The sequence below is a fragment of the Pseudothauera lacus genome (assembly GCF_003034845.1).
Lineage (GTDB): Bacteria > Pseudomonadota > Gammaproteobacteria > Burkholderiales > Rhodocyclaceae > Pseudothauera > Pseudothauera lacus.
This window is the reverse complement of the sequence record NZ_PZKC01000005.1, coordinates 150195-167976: the sequence shown is the minus strand read 5'-3', so window position 1 is coordinate 167976 and position 17782 is coordinate 150195. Positions and strand designations below refer to the sequence as shown.

Here is a 17782-nt window from a genome sequence, read left to right as displayed (position 1 = left end):
TGCCGCCACGGCACGGGTAAAATGCGCGGATGAACGCGCCCCGCTACGCCCCCAGCGCCCACCACGTCCTCGAACACGTCTTCGGCTACACCGCCTTCCGCGGCGAACAGCAGGCCATCGTCGAGCACCTTGCCACAGGCGGCGATGCGCTGGTGCTGATGCCCACCGGTGGCGGCAAGTCGCTGTGCTACCAGATCCCGGCGCTGCTGCGCGAAGGCACCGCGATCGTCGTCTCGCCGCTGATCGCGCTGATGCACGACCAGGTCAGCGCGCTGGTCGAAGCGGGGGTGGCGGCCGCCTTCCTCAACTCCAGCCTGTCGCTCGACGAGGCCCGCGCGGTGGAGCGCGAACTCTTCGGCGGCCGCCTCGACCTGCTCTATGTCGCCCCCGAGCGTCTGCTCACGCCGCGCTTCCTCGACACCCTGGACGAGCTGCGCGACACCCGCCGGCTGGCGCTGTTCGCCATCGATGAAGCGCACTGCGTGTCGCAATGGGGGCACGACTTCCGCCCCGAGTACCTCCAGCTCTCCATCCTCCCCGAACGCTACCCGGGCATTCCGCGCATCGCGCTGACCGCCACCGCCGACCGCCACACCCGCGAGGAGATCGCCCGCAACCTGCGCCTGCAGGAGGCACGCCGCTTCGTCTCGAGTTTCGACCGCCCCAACATCCGCTACCGCATGGTCGACAAGGCCGACCCGCGCCGCCAGTTGCTCGCCTTCATCCGCGAGGACCACCAGGGCGACGCCGGCATCGTCTATTGCCTGTCGCGCCGCAAGGTCGAGGAGACCGCCGCCTGGCTGGTCGAGCAGGGCGTCGACGCCCTGCCCTACCATGCCGGCATGCCCACCGAGGAGCGCGCCGCCAACCAGACCCGCTTCCTGCGCGAGGACGGCATCGTCATGGTCGCCACCATCGCCTTCGGGATGGGCATCGACAAGCCCGACGTACGCTTCGTCGCCCACCTCGACCTGCCGCGTTCGGTGGAAGGCTATTACCAGGAAACTGGCCGCGCCGGGCGCGACGGCCTGCCAGCGCAGGCATGGATGGCCTGGGGAGCAGCCGACGTCGTACAGCAGCGCCGCATGATCGACGAATCGGAAGGCAGCGAGGATTTCAAGCGCATGGCCCGGGCGCGCCTCGATGCCCTCGTCGGTCTTGTGGAGAGCACCGGCTGCCGCCGCCAGCACCTGCTCGAGTACTTCGGCGAGGCCAGCGGCCCGTGCGGCAATTGCGACAACTGCCTGGAACCGCCGCGCACCTGGGATGCCACCGATGCCGCGCGCAAGGCGCTGTCCTGCGTCTTCCGCACCGGCCAGCGCTACGGCGCCGGCCACCTCATCGACGTGCTGCGCGGCGAGCGCAGCGAAAAGGTGGTCGAGCGCGGCCATGAGGCGGTGAGTACCTTCGGCATCGGCGCCGACGTGGACGACAAGACCTGGCGCACCCTCTTCCGTCAGCTCGTGGCGCGCGGCCTGCTGACGGTGGACCACGAACGCTACGGCGCCCTCGCACTCACCGACGAGGCCCGCCCGCTGCTGCGCGGCGAGGCCGGGTTCACGCTGCGCCTGAGCGCGGAGAAGCGCCAACGCACCAAGCGCCGCAGCACCACGCTGGAGATCCCCGCCGGCATCCCCACCACGCTGTTCGACCGCCTGCGCGCCTGGCGCACCGATCTGGCCCGCGAACGCAACGTGCCGGCCTACGTCATCTTCCACGACGCCACGCTGCGCGAAATCGCCCTCGCCCGCCCCACCAGCCTGAGCGAACTGGCCGGCGTCAGCGGCATCGGCGACCGCAAGCTGGAGGCCTACGGTGAAGCCATTCTGGAAGTGGTGGCGGGCACCACCTGAGCCACCTGGCCCGCATTTCTCGCACCCTCACGTCGCGAGGGAGTACGGCGTGCCACGGCGAGTGCATCGGCACCCGTAGCAGGGATGGTGTGAGAATGCGGGCTAGTCACGAAGGTGAAACGTGGGCGCCGCCAACGCCTGCAATGAGGGGCGACAACGCCCCTCGGCTGTCTCAGCGCACGCCGAGCAGTTCGACCTCGAACACCAGCGTGGCATTCGGCGGGATCACCCCGCCGGCGCCGCGCGCGCCATAACCGAGCTCGGGCGGGATGGTGAGCTTGCGCTTGCCGCCCACCAGCATGCCCTGCACGCCTTCATCCCAGCCACGGATGACGTAGCCGGCGCCGAGCGGAAATTCGAAGGGGTCGTTGCGATCCTTGCTGGAATCGAACTTCTTGCCGTCGGTCAGCCAGCCGGTGTAATGCACGGTGACGGTATTGCCCTTGGCGGCGGCAGCTCCGCTGCCGACTTCCAGTTCTTCGATGACGAGGCCGCTGGCGGTGGTGGTCTGGGACATGGAATCTCCTCGGTAATTGGGCCTGCGCAGGGGCAGGCAGAAATACTGCGCGGGCCATTCTAGCCCGCATTTCTCACCCTGGCGCGTCGCGGGAGGGTCACACGGCGTTCATTTGCGGGCAGACCAATGCCGCTCGGACTGCCCCTCGACAAGGTTCTCCCGAGCGCTGCCGCAGGATTCAGGGCGGACGGTGGTGAGCATTTCACTGCCGGGCTGACGGCGCCTCAGCCACGCCGCCGGCGGGCGGCGAAGCGTTCGCGGAACTTCGCCAGTTTGGGCGCAACGACGTACTGGCAATACGCCTGCCCGGGATTGCGCGCGTAGTACTGGTGGTGTTCCGCTTCCGCCGCCCAGAAGCGCGGCGCGGGTTCGACGGCGGTGACGATGGCGGCGTGGAACAGGCGGTCGTCGGCGATCTCCTCGATCAACGCGCGTGCGCTGGCATCCTGCGTTGCCGAGGTGGTGAAGATCACCGAACGGTACTGGGTGCCGACATCGTTGCCCTGGCGGTTGAGGGTGGTCGGATCATGGATGGCGAAGAAGATCTCCAGCACTTCGCGGTAGCTGATCCGCAGGGGATCGAAGACCACCCGCACGACCTCGGCATGGCCGCTGTCGCCACGGCAGACCTCGTCGTAGGCAGGCGCATCGGTATGACCGCCGGCGTAACCGGAGCACACCTCGAGCACCCCGTCGACTTCCGCGAAAACCGCCTCCAGGCACCAGAAGCACCCTCCGCCGAGTATCGCCACCTCGCCCGCAGGCGCCGTTGCAGTTTGGTTCATGTACGCGCCTCCTTCATCTCCGCCACTTAGCCCGCATTTCTCACACCATCCCTGCTGCGGGTGCCGATACGCTCGCCGTGGCACGCCGTACTCCCTCACGCCGCCTCGACGTAGTGTCAGCTACGCCGTCGGCGCCGCTCAGTCCGTGCGGCGCACCACGGCGGCGCCTCGACCCCCTCGCGACGTGAGGGTGTGAGAAATGCAGGCTAGCGGAAGGATATCGTGTAGTACAGATCGACGGCATTGTCACTGCCTCCGCGGGCGACCAGCGAGACCTGGCGGCTGAGCTGGTAGGTCAGCTTGACCAGGCTCTCGGCCCCGCCGAGGCTCTGCTCGAAGGACAGCAGCAGATCGGCCGACAGGCGCTTGCCGACGGTAAGCACCTGACCGCCGACGCCGCCGTCATCGACTGCCGTGCCGCTGCCCACCACCCGGCTGGTGGCACGCCGCGAGATGCCGCCGACCTCACCCTGGCCGATGGCGAACTCGTCGAAGCCCAGGCTGCGCGACAGCTGCTCGGTCATGCCGCCGCCAGGGCCGCCCAGCAAGGCCTGCGCAGCCGGCAGCAGCAGCCCCAGATCGGCGCCGGAACCTGCCGCCGGCGGGCGCCCAAGGACGATCCACGACAGCTTCTCGGGGTCCGGCACGGTCGGCTCGGAGACCAGCCGCACCTGCGGCCGGCGCACACTGCCGCCAATCGCCACCCCGGCCTCCACCGCGAGTCCCTTGCGCAGCGCGACGATGTTGAGCCCGGGGTTGTCCACCGCGCCCTGGAAGTTGATCAGCCCGCGCTCGATGCTGAGATTCTGCCCGTAGCCACGGAACACGCCGCCGGCGGTGGCGATGGTGCCCACCGCGGTGAGTGGACGGCCCTCGCTCATGCGCACGCGCAGGGCGCCGGTAAGACGGGTATCGACACCGAGGGCGCTGAAGTAGAGATGATCACCCATCGCCACGCGGATATCGGCATCGATCGCCAGCGCGCTGCCACCCGGCGCCTCGCGGCCAAGGACGACGACGTCGTCGGAGAGGCTGGGCGCCGGCGTTTCGGCAAACTCCACGTAGCCGGCATCGGCACTCAGATCGGCGTTCAGGGCCAGCGAGGTCCACGTCGACCGCCCCTCGCCACGTCCGGACACGATCAGCCAGCGGTCGACGCGCTGCAGCATCGGCAGACGGTCCGCAGTGAAGCTGAAGTGACCTTCACCACTGTCGAGGGCGATCTCTCCGCCAGCCTCGAGGGTGCCCGCAGTCGCGGTGAGCGCCGCCACCGGCGGGCGGTTGTCGCGCGGGCGCACGCGGTTTGGTGACACGAAGCTGAGGCGGGTCAGGCGCAGGCGGTCGCGGTCGAACTCGGCGAGCAGTTCGCCGCCGCTGAGCTGCAGCCCCTGGTCGACCAGGGCGACGGCAAGATCCCGCCCGCGGATGCGGCCGGCAGCAAGCGGCGCAGCTGGCGTGCCGGAAAACGAGAACTCGGCCTCCAGGCTGCCGGCGGTGTCGACGTTCTCCTGCAGCAGACGCCCCATCCACGCGATCGACGGCATCTGCAGACGCGCCGAGCCGAGCAGCGCGCCCTCTGGCGCCAGCCCCCAGGTCCCGCCGGGGCCGCGCTCGGCGAGCGCGGTGAGCGCCGCGTTGAGGCTGCCGAACTCGCTGCCGCGGGCATCGACCGCCAGCGCCAGGCGGTTGTCACGCGCCGTCAGCCAGGCTTCCAGATGTTCGAGGCCCAGCCGCGTGCTGATCTCGCCGCTGATCTCGAGATCACCGGCCTCGCGGAAGATGCGCAGCTCGCCTTCGGCGCTCGCCGCCAGGCGCAGGTCCCACTCCGCGCCCAGCACCAGGGGCCCCGGTCCGCGCCGCGGGCGACCATCGGCACGGGTCTGCAGCCCCAGCGCGAGACCGCTCAGAGTACCGCGCAGGACGGTGCGCTGCGGCGTCCACAGCGTCTGCAGGAAACGGATGCTGCCCTGCTCACCGGCTTCGATGTGGGCGGCATCCAGCTCAACGTGCTGACTGCCGGCGCGCAAGCCGACCGGGGCCTGCAGACGGGCGGGAAAGCGTCCGCCGACGGCGAGTTCGTCGATCCGCCCGGACCACTGCAGGCCGTCCTCGCCACCCAGGCCGCCGTCAAGGGCAGCGCTCAGGCTGTCTTCGGCCGTGCTCGCGTGAACAGTGATGCGGTGCGCGCTGCGCCGCCCGTCCACCGCCAGCGCCACACTGTCGAGCCAACGCCGGGCAGTGTCACCAATACCGCTCAGGCCCAGCGCCAACTGCAACGGCCCGTCCAGCCCGGCGTCCATGCGCCCCTGTGCGTTGAGCCCGTCTACGCGCACATCGCCCGGCAGACTGAGGTGATCGGCGTGGAGGATGAAATGACCTGCGGGCTCCGCCGCAGTGCCGCCAAGTTCGCCAACCAGACCGGCACGTCCGGCTATGCCGAATCCCAGACTGTCCAGGCGCGGCGCATCGAGATTGAACCGCAGACGGTCGGCAGGCGCCCCCCAGGCACCGTCGACCCGCAGGCGGTTGTCGCCGAGGGCGAAGTGCAGCGCGGCATCAACAATGCGCTCACCGGCGAGCGCGAGACGGCCGTCAGCGCTGAACGCACGCCCCTCGATGCGGGCATCGACCAGGCGCCAGTCGAGGGCCACCTCGACGGCCTCACCGAACTTGCCGCTGGCCTCGACATCCAGCCCCAGCTTGCCGGCCGGGGCAGCGGCGAGGAAGCGCTGCGGCACCACCTCGCGCAACCGCGCGCTGGCTTCGAAACGCGTCACCGCGGCGCCGCCATCCACCGTCAGCTCGGCCTCCAGGCGCGCACCGGCGGTCTGCAGACGGAGCTGCGCGGACTGCTGCACGCCTTCGGCACGGGCCTCGATCACACCATCGATGGGCAGCGCCGGCCAGTCCCCGCGCACACGGGCCGGATCGACCCCCTGCAGGGTCAGTGCGGCATCCACCCGCCCGCGCAGTGCATCCTCGCGGTGTGCGGCAACGGGGGCCGCCTCGGCGTCGCCGATCCACTGCACGGAGCCGGCAACGCGGCCGCCGCCCGCCAGGACGAGCGCCATGTCATGCACGCCGACATGCCCCGCCTCCCAGCGCAGTGCGCTGCTGAAGCGCTCCAGCGGCAACTGTCCGCCATCAATCGCCCCGGGCACGGCGTTATCCCCCGCGAGCGTGCCGGCCAGCGCCCAGTCGCCCCCATGCTCCCCCGCCACACCGGCAAGGCGGGCTTCGAGGCGCAGCAGGGCGTGTGGTGCGGCCGCGTGGAAGGCGGCCGGATCGACTCCGCTCAGCGCGAGCTGCAGACTGCGCAAGGGCACCGCGGCAAAGGGTGTGGCATGCAGCTGCAGCTCGCCGCTGAGGCCTGCACCGCTGGCCTGCAGAGCGAGCTGCGGCTCTGCCAGATCGCCGGCAAGGGAGAAGCGGGCCGCGAACTCACGCTCTTCGTGGCTGCCCTGCAGCCCCCCCGTGGCGGCCAGCGTATAGGGCGGGTCAGCCGCCAGCGACAAGGCATCGACCGTCACCGTCACCGCCGGCAGCTGCAGCTCCAGGTCCGTCACCACGTGGCTGTGCGCATCGCTGCGCAAGGCGCCGCTCAACGCCTCGACGAGGAACTGCGGCGCAGCGTCCGCGGCCACCGGCCAGGCTTCCACCACCACGCGCCCGACCTGCAAACGCCCGACCTCCAGGGCCAGCGGCAGGCGCAGGGTGCGCGGCAGTTCAAGGGGGCCGGCGTCGGGGTCGGGGGCCGTCGCCAGACGCAGTTCCGCCATCTGCAGGCGATCGACATGGAGGCGCCGCTGCAGCAGCGCCACAGGCTGCCAGTCGGTGGCCAGCTCGCGCACGATGAAGCGCTGGGCGGCACTTTCGAAACGCAGCTCGGCGATGCTCAGCGGCCCGAGCACGCGGCCGCGGACGTCGACGAACTGCAACTGCCCGCCACTCGCCCATGTCGCCAGGCGCACGGCGGCGCGCAGCCCCCCCTCGCTGGCAAGCAACCACCCCAGGGTGAGCGCCAGCACACACAGCAAGACCGCGGCCAGACCAGCGAACCGGCGCCCGCGGCGACGCGGCGGCGCGGCGGACGGTGGCGCGGCGGCACTCATGGGCGCTCAGCCAAAGAGCGCGCGCAAGCCCTCACCCGGATCATCGGCGCGCATGAAGGCTTCGCCAACCAGGAAGGCATTCACCGCACGGGCGCGCATCAGCGCCACATCATCGGCGCGCAGGATGCCGGACTCGGTCACCACGATGCGCCCCGGCGGAATGCGGGCGAGGAGATCCAGGGTGGTCTGCAGCGAGACCTCAAAGGTGCGCAGGTTGCGGTTGTTGATGCCGACCAGCGGGGTGGCAAGCTGCAACGCAAGGTCAAGTTCGGCGCCGTCATGCACCTCGACCAGCACGCCCATGCCGAGCTGATGGGCGATGCGCTCCATCTCGCGCATCTCTTCGAGCGCCAGCGAGGCGGCGATCAGCAGGATGGCGTCCGCCCCCATCGCGCGGGCCTCGAACACCTGCCAGGGGTCCACCAGGAAGTCCTTGCGCAGCACCGGCAGCGCGCAGGCGGCGCGCGCGGCCTGGAGGTATTCCGGCGCACCCTGGAAGAACTGCCGGTCGGTGAGCACCGACAGGCAGGCCGCGCCGGCGGCCTCATACGAGGCGGCGATCTCCGCCGGGCGGAAATCCTCGCGCAGCACGCCCTTGGAGGGGCTGGCCTTCTTGATCTCGGCGATCACCGCCGGGCGCCCGAGGGCGATCTTGGCGCGCAGCGCACCGACGAAGTCGCGCGCCGCGGGCTGGGCAGCGGCGGCGCGCTCGATGTCGGCCAGCGGGGTGGCGGCCTTGCCGGCCGCGACTTCCTCGCGCTTGACCGCGTTGATGCGATTGAGGATGTCGCTCACGAAGTGCTCCCGAACTGCTGGGTGAAGCGCACGAACTCGTCCAGCTTGGCGCGCGCCGCACCGCTGGCCACCGCTTCGCGCGCACGCAGGATGCCGCTGCCGATGGAGTCGGCGAGGTTGGCGGTGTACAGCGCCACCCCGGCGTTGAAGATGACGATCTCGCGCGCCGGGCCGGGCTTGTTTTCCAGGGCGCCGAGCAGCACCTGGCGCGACTCGTCGGCATCTTCCACGCGCAGGTTGCGGGTGCCGGCCATCGCCAGGTCGTAGTCCTCAGGGTGGATCTGGTACTCGCGCACCTCGCCGTCCTTCAGTTCGCCCACCTGCGTGGCCGCACCCAGGCTGACCTCATCCATGCCGTCCAGGCCATGCACCACCAGCACGTGGTTGGCGCCCAGGCGCTGCATCACGCGCGCCTGGATGCCGACCAGGTCGGGGTGGAAGACGCCCATCAGGGTGTTGGGCGCACCGGCCGGATTGGTCAGGGGCCCCAGGATGTTGAAGAGGGTGCGCACGCCCATCTCGCGCCGCACCGGGGCGACGTTCTTCATCGCGCTGTGGTGGTTGGGGGCGAACATGAAGCCCACCCCGGTCTCTTCCACGCAGGCGGCGATCTGCTCGGGTGCGAGGTTGAGATTGACCCCCAGCGCTTCCAGCACGTCGGCCGCGCCGGACTTGGAGGACACGCTGCGCCCGCCGTGCTTGGCCACCCGCGCACCGGCGGCGGCGGCGACGAAGATGGTGGCGGTGGAGATGTTGAAGGTGGAGGAGCCGTCACCGCCGGTGCCGACCACGTCGAGGAAGTGGTCGTGCGGCGGGGCCACGCGCACCTTGGTGGACAGCTCGCGCATCACCGTGGCCGCCGCGGTGATCTCGCCGATGGTCTCCTTCTTCACCCGCAGGCCGGTGAGAATGGCGGCCGTCATCAGCGGAGAAACCTCGCCGGCCATGATCTGGCGCATCAGCGAGAGCATCTCGTCGTAGAAGATCTCGCGGTGGTCGATGGTGCGCTGCAGGGCCTGCTGGGCGGTGATCGTCATTGCACGGTCTCCCGGGTCTGGTCGAGGAAGTTGCGGAGCAGGTCGTGGCCGTGCTCGGTGAGGATGGATTCGGGATGGAACTGCACGCCCTCCACCGCCAGCGTCTTGTGGCGCACGCCCATGATCTCGCCGTCCTCGGTCCACGCGGTGATCTCCAGGCACTCCGGCAGGCTGGCACGCTCGATGGCGAGCGAATGGTAGCGCGTGCAGGTGAGCGGATTGGGCAGGCCGCGGAACACCCCGATGTCCTTGTGATGCACCGGCGAAGTCTTGCCATGCATCAGGCGCTGGGCATGGACGATCTTCCCGCCGAAGGCCGCGCCGATGCTCTGGTGGCCCAGGCAGACGCCAAGGATGGGCAGCTTGCCGGCGAACTCGCGGATCGCCGCCACCGAGATGCCGGCCTCGGCCGGCGAGCACGGCCCGGGGGAGATCACCAGGTGGTCGGGCTTCATCAGGCCGATCTGTTCCAGGGTGATCTCGTCGTTGCGATACACCTTCACCTTCTGCCCCAGTTCGCCGAAGTACTGCACCAGGTTGTAGGTGAAGCTGTCGTAGTTATCGATCATCAGCAGCATGTACGGTCTCGCCTCATCAATATGTTTGGACTGAATCCAGCCGCTATTCGAAACCCGCCCCACAAGGACTCAACGGCGGGTTCCGGGCACCACTCCGGGGCGAAGAATTATAGCGCCCGCCCTTCTGCGCCCCGGGCGCCTGAGCGCGCCATCAGCCGTCGCTCGCGCCGTTCAGGCAACACGGGCAGCAGCCGTACCATGCCCGCCAGCAGCCCTCACCGAAAAGCCGAAATAACGGGAAATCACTACTTCAAGCGCCAGCAGCACGACCACGAGTAGCAGTTGGAAAAGGACCATCCAGTAGAGGATCCGGAATTGCTCGGCGAATTTCTTCTGCAGCAGATCAACCAGCACATCTCCGCTGAGGACCTCACGCATCGGGGAGGTGAGGACGAAATGCGCGGTCTCTTCACTGACGCCCGACAGCTTGGCCACTTCCGCAGTCAGCGCCTTCACCAACTGGCCCCTCAATGGCTTGCTGTGGAAGAACTCGACTGCGACCGACAGGGCACGCCCGGAGACGCCGTCGGGGGCCGTGAATCCCCCGGCAGTCAGCCCCTGGCGGTCGAGAAAGGCATCTACAAGCAGTTCGGCCGTACCCAAGGCGCCAACGCTCTCCACGCGCCCCAGCAGGACGTTGACATCCTCGTCACTCATGCCGCGCACATAATCGTTCCAGCTCTGCTCGGCCCACGCCCTGACATCGGGACGGAAGGTTTCGACCGTCCTGTGCATCTGAGCCTGCATGCCATACACCGTCGCTAGCTGCGCACCCAGCAGGCCCCCGAACACGGGGATAAGGACGAAATACGTCTTCAGCAGGAAATGGTGCCAGCGCACGCGGCGACGCAGAAGGCCCACCCGGTGAAGGATGAGTATCGCGACGACACCCACGACACCTCCGAGCAGCGCTCCGCTCCCTGCCAGCGCCAGCAAACCGATGAAGTCGAAGAGATCACCGAGAACAGAAAAGAACGCGCCCACGTCATCCATGCTTTCACTCTCTCAAGAAGAGCCCCCGCCGGACAGACCGAACGTCCGCCGGACCGCGGCCGGGTCGGCCACGGTGAAACCCAGTTGCCCGAGGATGCCGGCCAGGCGGCCGACCTGCTCGGCATTGTCCGCCAGCGGCGCGCCGTCGGCGGCGCTGAGGTTGTTCTCGAAGCCGACCCGGCAGTGCCCGCCGGCCAGCGCGGCCTGCACCACGCAGGCCAGTTCCTCGCGCCCGAAGGCGCACACGCCCCAGCGCCAGCCCGCCGGCATGAAGGGCAGGTAGTTGAGGATATCGCCCGGGCGGCTGACGCTGCCCGCATAGCGCCCGAGCACCACCAGCACATAGGGTTCGCGCTGCGGCAGCCAGCCGTCTTCCCACCAGCGCCGCAGCACGGCCAGTTGCTCGGGGCTGTAAACGATGTACTGCGGCACCGTGCCGGCGGCCGCGGTCTCGGCGAGGAAGTCGCGCACCGCCGCAGTCTGCTGCGGGGTGTCCGGGTCGAGCAGTTCCTGCAGGTTGAAGGTGATCATCTCCGGCGCCAGTTCGCGCTGCACCCGCATCATGTCGGCCGGGGCGAAGACGCCGACGCGCTCGGTGGTCGGCTGCAGCACGATGTCGCAGGCCGCGCGCACCGCGGCCATGGCCTCGCGGTAGCGCCCGGCGTCCAGGCTGTGGCCGCCGTCGGCTTCGCGCACGTGCAGGTGCAGGATGGCCGCACCGGCGGTGCGGCAGGCGCGCGCTGCGGCGACGATCTCGTCAACGCTGAGCGGGATCGCAGCGTGGTCGCCCTTGCCGCGGCGCGCGCCGTTGGGCGCGACGGTGATGGCGACCGCGGCGCTCATGGCAGGGCGGCCGCGGCGATGCGCTCGCGCAACTTCGCCACCGTGGCGTCGATCGACTTCACCAGCAGCTCGACCAGGCGGCCGATCTGCGCCTTGGTGATGATGAAGGGCGGCGCGATCAGCACATGGTCGCCGCGCCGGCCGTCCAGCGTGCCCCCCATCGGGTAGATGATGAGGCCGTTGGCAAAGGCGGTTTCGCCGAGGATGCGGTGGAAGGCCAGCTCCGGCTCGAAGGGGTGCTTGGTGGCACGGTCGAGGACGAACTCGATGCCGCAGAACAGCCCGCGGCCGCGGATGTCGCCCACGTGCGGGTGGTCGTGCAGGGCCTCGCGCAGGCGGGTGATGAGCTCCTCGCCCATCTTCTTGCTGCGCTCGACCAGCTTGTGCTGCTGCATGTACTTGATCACCGCCACACCGGCGGCCGCGGCCAGCGGGTGGCCCATGTAGGTGTGGCCGTGCTGGAAGACGTTGCGGCGGTTGTGGAAGGTGTCGACGATGTGGTTGTGCACCAGGGTGGCACCGATCGGCACATAGCCGGCGGCCAGGCCCTTGGCCATGCAGATCATGTCCGGCACCACGCCGAACTGCTTGATCGCGAACCAGGTGCCGCAGCGCCCCAGCCCGGTCATCACCTCGTCGGCGATCAGCAGCACGTCGTAGCGGTCGCAGATCTCGCGGATGCGGCGGAAGTAGTTCTCGTGCGGCACCAGGGCGCCGGCAGTGGCGCCGACGATGGGCTCGGCGATGAAGGCGGAGACCTTCTCGGGGCCGACTTCGAGGATGGCGCGCTCGAGGTCGTCGGCGCACTCCAGCGCACAGTGCGCCGGATCCTTGTCGAAGGGGCAGCGATAGCAGTAACAGGGCGACACGCGCGGGCGCTGGTAGAGCATGGGCTCGTACAGCGCACGGCGCCAGCGGTTGCCGCCGGCGGCCAGCGCCCCCAGGGTGTTGCCGTGGTAGCTCTGTTCGCGGCCGATCACCATCCACTTTTCCGGCCGCCCCATCTGCACCCAGTAGGCGCGCGCCATCTTGATGGCGGACTCGACCGCCTCCGAGCCGCCGGAAACGAAGTAGGCATGGTTGAGCCCCCCCGGCGAGAGCTCGGCGAGCAGTTCGGCGAGCTGCTCCTGCGGCGGGTTGGTGAACTGGCTGGTGTGGGCGAACTCCACGCTGTCGAGCTGCGCCTTGAGCGCCTCGACCACCTCCGGCACGTTGTGGCCCAGCGCAGAGACCACTGCACCGCCACAGGCATCGAGGTAACGCTTGCCCTTGGTGTCGAACAGATAGGCGCCTTCGCCACGCGCGATCACCGGGTAGGTGGTGAAGGGGTTGCGGTAAAAGACGTGGGTGTCCTCGTTCATGCCGGTCTCCTGTGGGGGCGCTTGTGGCGCCGTGGGCCGCAGCCCGTTCAGTCGATGCGGGTGTCGAGCCCGCCTTCAGCCATTTCGGCCGCGCGCAGCATGGCGCGCGCCTTGTTCTGGGTTTCCTGCCATTCGGACTCGGGGTCGGAGTCGGCAACGATGCCGGCGCCGGCCTGGACGTGGATCTGGCCGTCCTTCACCACCGCGGTGCGGATGGCGATGGCGAGGTCCATGTCGCCATGGAAGCCGAGGTAGCCGGCCGCGCCGGCGTAGATGCCGCGCTTGACCGGCTCAAGCTCGTCGATGATCTCCATCGCGCGCACCTTGGGCGCCCCCGACACGGTGCCGGCGGGGAAGCTGGCGCGCAGCACCTCGAGCGCGTTGAGGCCGTCCTTGAGGCGGGCCTCGACGTTGGAGACGATGTGCATCACATGCGAATAGCGTTCCACCACGAACTGGTCGGTGACCCGCACCGTGCCGGTTTCGGCGACCCGCCCGGCGTCGTTGCGGCCAAGATCGAGCAGCTGCAGGTGTTCGGCGCGCTCCTTCTCGTCGGCCAGCAGGTCGGCTTCCAGCGCCAGATCCTCGGCCGCGGTGGCGCCGCGCTTGCGGGTGCCGGCGATCGGCCGCACGGTGACGTTCTTGTCCTCCAGGCGGACCAGGATCTCGGGCGAAGCGCCCACCACCTGGAAGTCCTCGAAGTTGAAGTAGAACATGTAGGGCGAAGGATTCAGCGTGCGAATGGCGCGATACAGCGCCAGCGGGTCGGCAGCGAAGGGCTTGCTCATGCGCTGGGCTAGCACCACCTGCATGATGTCGCCATCGACGATGTACTGCTTGGCACGACTCACCGCATCCTTGAAAGCCTGCTCGCCGAAGCTGGACACCGCCGGCTGCGATTCGCAGCGCGTCTCGGCGGGAATCTGCACCGGCGCGCGCAGGCGCGCGAGCAACTCCTTGAGACGCTTCTGCGCGCGCTTGTAGGCCCCCGGCACTTCCGGCTCGGCGTACACCACCAGGGTGAGCTTGCCGGAGAGGTTGTCGACGATGGCGATTTCTTCGGAGAGCAGCAGCACAATGTCCGGCGTGCCCAGCGCATCTTCCTTCTCGGTTTTCGCCAGGCGCGGCTCGATGTAGCGCACCGTGTCATAGCCGAAGCAGCCCACCAGGCCGCCGGCGAAGCGCGGCAGGTGCTCGCGCGGCGGCACCTTGATGCGCTCCATGAACTCGGCGACGTAGTTGAGCGGGTCGCCGTAGTCGCGCCGCTCGACCAGGCGGTTGCCGGTGAGCAGCAGCGCGGAGCGGCCGTACACCTCGATGCGGGTGGGCGAGGAGAGGCCGATGAAGGAATAGCGCCCGAAACGTTCGCCGCCCTGCACCGATTCGAGCAGGTAGGTCCACGGCTCGTTGGCCAGCTTCAGGTAGATCGACAGCGGGGTGTCGAGATCGGCAAAGGTCTCGAGGGTGACCGGAATGCGGTTGTAGCCCTGGGCGGCCAGGGCATTGAATTCTTGCTCTTGCATGGTGACTCCACGAATGGCAGTGCGGTACGGACAGGCGGTTGCGGGGGCGTTGCCGGGCAGGCCCGGCTCCCGCGGGCGAGAGAGGTCTTTATTGGCCCGCAGGCCACCAGCGCCAGCACGGCTCGCCCTGGAAGGCAGCGTGGCGGGAACCCTGTTTGCTGTCCGAAGCCCGGTCTGTGTGAGTCACGATTCGATCTGAAGAGTGAGGTGGATGGCCCGCGGCGGACCGCAAGCCTGACGCTACAAGGGCTGCAGGCGGTCGAGCGCCTCGAGTGCGTTCGATAGTAGCCCATCGCAATCGATGGTGTCCACCGGCATACCCTCGCTGTATCCGTAGCTCACCAGCAGCACCGGCATGCCGGCGCCGCGGGCGGCCAGCGCGTCGTTGGCCGAGTCACCGATCATCAGCGCGCGTGCCGGTTCCACCCCCAGCAAGGAACATGTGTGGAACAGCACCGCGGGGTCGGGCTTCTTCACCGCCAGGGTGTCACCGGCCACCACGGCGTCGAAATGACCGGTCAGGCCCATGCGTTCGAGCAGCGGCAGGGTGAAGTCGCCGGCCTTGTTGGTGACCACCGCCAGCCGCCGCCCCTGCGCGCGCAGGGCCGCCAGGGTCTCCGGCACGCCGGGATAGATGCGCGTGCTGTGGCCATTGACCACCGCATAGTGGCGGCGGAACACGCCGACCGCGACATCGATCTCGTCCTCGCTGGCGTGGGCGTTCTCGGTCAGGCAGCGCCGCACCAGGTTGGGAATGCCCTTGCCGACGAAGCTGTGGATCTCTTCCAGCGTGCGCAGCGGACGACCGATCTCGGCAAGCATGCGGTTGGCGCCTTCGGCGAGATCGGCGATGGTGTCGAGCAGGGTGCCGTCGAGATCGAACAGCACCGCCTCGGCCGGGTAGCGCGTCCCGTTCATCGCGGCTGGCCGCCCAGTTCGGCGCGCAGCGCGGCGATCACCGAGTCGTAGCGGTTGGCGTCTTCGACGCGCGCGGCACCGAACACTGCCGAACCGGCGACGAAGGTGTCCGCGCCGGCGGCGGCGATCTCGGCGATGTTGTCCACCTTCACCCCACCGTCGATCTCCAGCAGGATGCGCCGCCCGCTCCTCGCCTCATAGGCATCCAGCTTCTCGCGTGCCGCGCGCAGTTTGACGAGCGTCTCGGGAATGAATTTCTGTCCGCCGAAGCCCGGGTTCACGCTCATCAGCAGCACCACGTCGAGCTTGTCCATGACGTGGTCCATCCAGTTCAGCGGGGTGGCCGGGTTGAACACCAGCCCGGCCTGGCAGCCGGCGTCGCGGATCAGGCCGAGCGTGCGGTCCACGTGCTCGGAGGCTTCCGGATGGAAGGTGATTATGTTGGCGCCGGCCTTGGCGAAGTCAGGGATGATGCGGTCGACCGGCTTGACCATCAGGTGCACGTCGATCGGTGCGCTGACGTGCGGGCGGATGGCCTCGCAGACCAGCGGGCCGATGGTGAGGTTGGGGACGTAGTGGTTGTCCATCACGTCGAAGTGGATCCAGTCCGCGCCGGCGGCGGTGACGTTGCGCACCTCCTCGCCGAGGCGGGCGAAATCGGCGGAGAGGATGCTGGGGGCGATACGGAACATGGGTGGAACTCCGTAGGGGGGCTGAAGGACGATTCTAACGCGCCCCTTGCGCCTTCACAGCACTGCCCGCTGCTGGGGCAGTGTGAGCAGTGCGGGCTAGAACTGCAGAACCTCGCCGTGCACCAGCGCACGGGGTCGCAGACGACCGCGATAGGTGGCGATCTGCGCCATGATGCGCTCGCCTACCCCGGGCTTGAGGTGGCTGATGTGCACCTGCGGGCTGACCTCGATGTCGTCCAGCATCGCTGCCAGCAGGCTGGGACAGAGATGGCGCGAGGCCAGGGCGAGGCCGTGCTGCTCGTCGGAGAAGGCCGTTTCGACGATGAGGTGGCGCAACTGCGCGCAGGCGTTGATGGCCTCGATGAGGGGAGGATGGTAGGCGGTGTCGCCCGAATAGACCAGTTGTCCGCTGCCGCTGTCGAGCAGGAAGGCCACCGCCGGCACGGTATGGTGGGCAGGCAGCGCGGTGACGGCGCGACCGCCGAGATCGAGGGTCTCGCCGACGCGGATGGGCTGAAAGCGCAGGAAGGGGCGGTGGCGGTTGGGAATGGCGGTGAAATCCGGCCAGATCAGCCAGTTGAAGATGTGCGAGCGCAGAATGCGGATGGTCTCCGGCGTGCCATACACGGTCACCGGAAAGCGCCGCATCTCGCCGACCGAGTCCACCAGCAGGGGAATCGCGGCGATATGGTCCATGTGCGCATGGGAGAGGAAGACATGATCGACCGCGGCGAGCGCATCGAGCTCAAGGTCACCGACCCCCGTGCCGCAATCGAGCAGGATGTCGTCATCGACCAGAAAGCTCGTGGTCCTGGCCGTCCTGCCGCCAATGCCACCACTGCAGCCCAGCACTTCTAGCTTCATCGGGGAATTCCACCTGCCGGCCCGGGGCCGGTATACATGCGGGCATGCGGCACAGCCGCCCCGGCGCCACCATCCTGAAAGTCAGGAAAAACATGCAGCGCATGCACCGACGGTAACACCGCCGGCAACGCGCAGGCCTTGCAAAAAATCACACTGGCGCGCACTTCAGCGCAGGAAGAACTCCATCTTGATGCCGGCGATCTCGATGATGTCGTGATCCTCCAGGCGATGGGCCTGGGCATCAAGGGTGTTGCCGTTGACCACCGGGAAGGATGCCCCTTCGACGTGGGTGATGTAGAAGCCGTGCGGTCGGCGGGTGATCACCGCGACCTGGGTACCGGGCTTGCCGAGGGTGGTCAGCGACTTGCTGAGCGGCAGTTCGCGCCCGGCATTGGCGCCACTGAGCACCTGGATGACCCCCGAGGGCATCTCGCCGGCAGCGCCAACCCCCTGGTCGAGGGCCTCCGGCGGGAACACCTGGGTACGCGACGCGGCACGCTCTTCGGGCGGAGCGATGGCATCGACCTCGGGCTTGCCGAGGGTATTCATGGTGCCGGTGTCGATGAGGTCGAAGGAACCCAGCCCGGAAGGTGCCGAGTCGATGATGAACTTCAGCCGGTACTTCCCCAGCTCGATGACGTCATGATTCTTCAGCACGTGCTTCTTGACCGACTGGCCATTCACGTAGGTGCCGTTGGTGCTGTTGAGATCTTCCAGGAAGGCGTCGTTGAGGATGCACACGATGACCGCATGGTGGCCGCTGATCGCCAGGTTGTCGATCTGGATGTCATTGTCGGCCTTGCGCCCGATGGTGGTCCGCTCCTTCTTCAGGATGACTTCCTTTAGAACCAGACCATCCATGCTGAGGATCAACTTCGGCATCGCCCTTCACCCGTCTGTAGTCTTCTTGA

Annotated in this window: 15 protein-coding genes; 1 reads left to right on the top strand and 14 read right to left on the bottom strand. The window is 68.5% G+C overall.

The genetic code is table 11. From position 1 onward, the window contains the following. Positions 1-29 precede the first annotated feature (29 nt). Positions 30-1853: a DNA helicase RecQ gene (gene recQ, locus C8261_RS07950; protein ID WP_107493137.1), complete on the top strand. Its 1824-nt coding sequence runs from the start codon at positions 30-32 to the stop codon at positions 1851-1853. Positions 1854-2025: 172 nt separating this feature from the next. Here recQ and C8261_RS07945 read toward each other — a convergent pair whose 3' ends face one another. From C8261_RS07945 to C8261_RS07880, 14 genes are all read right to left on the bottom strand, one after another. Beyond that, complete coding sequence (locus tag C8261_RS07945) at positions 2026-2370, bottom strand: FKBP-type peptidyl-prolyl cis-trans isomerase (RefSeq protein WP_107493136.1); 345 nt, start codon at positions 2368-2370, stop codon at positions 2026-2028. A gap of 224 nt (positions 2371-2594) precedes the next feature. Then, positions 2595-3155 carry a peptide-methionine (S)-S-oxide reductase MsrA gene (gene msrA, locus C8261_RS07940; protein ID WP_107493135.1) on the bottom strand — a complete coding sequence of 187 codons (561 nt, stop codon included), beginning with the start codon at positions 3153-3155 and terminating at the stop codon, positions 2595-2597. A 206-nt stretch (positions 3156-3361) separates the two neighbouring features. Further along, positions 3362-7267 carry a translocation/assembly module TamB domain-containing protein gene (locus C8261_RS07935; protein WP_107493134.1) on the bottom strand — a complete coding sequence of 1302 codons (3906 nt, stop codon included), beginning with the start codon at positions 7265-7267 and terminating at the stop codon, positions 3362-3364. Between the two features lie 6 nt (positions 7268-7273). After that, positions 7274-8062, bottom strand: a complete 789-nt coding sequence (gene trpC, locus C8261_RS07930; protein ID WP_107493133.1) for an indole-3-glycerol phosphate synthase TrpC — start codon at positions 8060-8062, stop codon at positions 7274-7276. Continuing rightward, positions 8059-9099 carry an anthranilate phosphoribosyltransferase gene (gene trpD, locus C8261_RS07925; protein ID WP_107493132.1) on the bottom strand — a complete coding sequence of 347 codons (1041 nt, stop codon included), beginning with the start codon at positions 9097-9099 and terminating at the stop codon, positions 8059-8061. Before trpD ends, trpC begins: the two co-directional genes overlap by 4 nt. Next, entirely contained in the window at positions 9096-9677 is a 582-nt protein-coding gene (locus tag C8261_RS07920) for an aminodeoxychorismate/anthranilate synthase component II (RefSeq protein ID WP_107493131.1), read from the bottom strand. The genes trpD and C8261_RS07920 overlap by 4 nt, the downstream gene beginning before the upstream one ends. Positions 9678-9848: 171 nt before the next feature. Then, positions 9849-10670, bottom strand: coding sequence for a hypothetical protein (locus C8261_RS07915; RefSeq protein ID WP_107493130.1), 822 nt, complete (start codon positions 10668-10670; stop codon positions 9849-9851). Positions 10671-10682: 12 nt separating this feature from the next. Further along, complete coding sequence (locus C8261_RS07910; protein WP_107493129.1) at positions 10683-11513, bottom strand: BKACE family enzyme; 831 nt, start codon at positions 11511-11513, stop codon at positions 10683-10685. Further along, a complete protein-coding gene (locus C8261_RS07905; RefSeq protein ID WP_107493128.1) occupies positions 11510-12874 on the bottom strand; it encodes an aspartate aminotransferase family protein in 1365 nt (454 codons plus the stop codon). The genes C8261_RS07910 and C8261_RS07905 overlap by 4 nt, the downstream gene beginning before the upstream one ends. A gap of 47 nt (positions 12875-12921) precedes the next feature. After that, positions 12922-14397: an anthranilate synthase component I gene (gene trpE / locus C8261_RS07900; protein ID WP_107493127.1), complete on the bottom strand. Its 1476-nt coding sequence runs from the start codon at positions 14395-14397 to the stop codon at positions 12922-12924. A gap of 240 nt (positions 14398-14637) precedes the next feature. Further along, positions 14638-15315, bottom strand: coding sequence for a phosphoglycolate phosphatase (locus C8261_RS07895; protein WP_107493126.1), 678 nt, complete (start codon positions 15313-15315; stop codon positions 14638-14640). Continuing rightward, positions 15312-16007 carry a ribulose-phosphate 3-epimerase gene (gene rpe / locus C8261_RS07890; RefSeq protein WP_107493125.1) on the bottom strand — a complete coding sequence of 232 codons (696 nt, stop codon included), beginning with the start codon at positions 16005-16007 and terminating at the stop codon, positions 15312-15314. Before rpe ends, C8261_RS07895 begins: the two co-directional genes overlap by 4 nt. Positions 16008-16103: 96 nt before the next feature. Beyond that, complete coding sequence (locus tag C8261_RS07885; protein ID WP_107493124.1) at positions 16104-16871, bottom strand: 3',5'-cyclic-nucleotide phosphodiesterase; 768 nt, start codon at positions 16869-16871, stop codon at positions 16104-16106. Positions 16872-17036: 165 nt separating this feature from the next. Then, complete coding sequence (locus C8261_RS07880) at positions 17037-17753, bottom strand: FHA domain-containing protein (RefSeq protein WP_107493123.1); 717 nt, start codon at positions 17751-17753, stop codon at positions 17037-17039. Between the last annotated feature and the right edge of the window lie 29 nt (positions 17754-17782).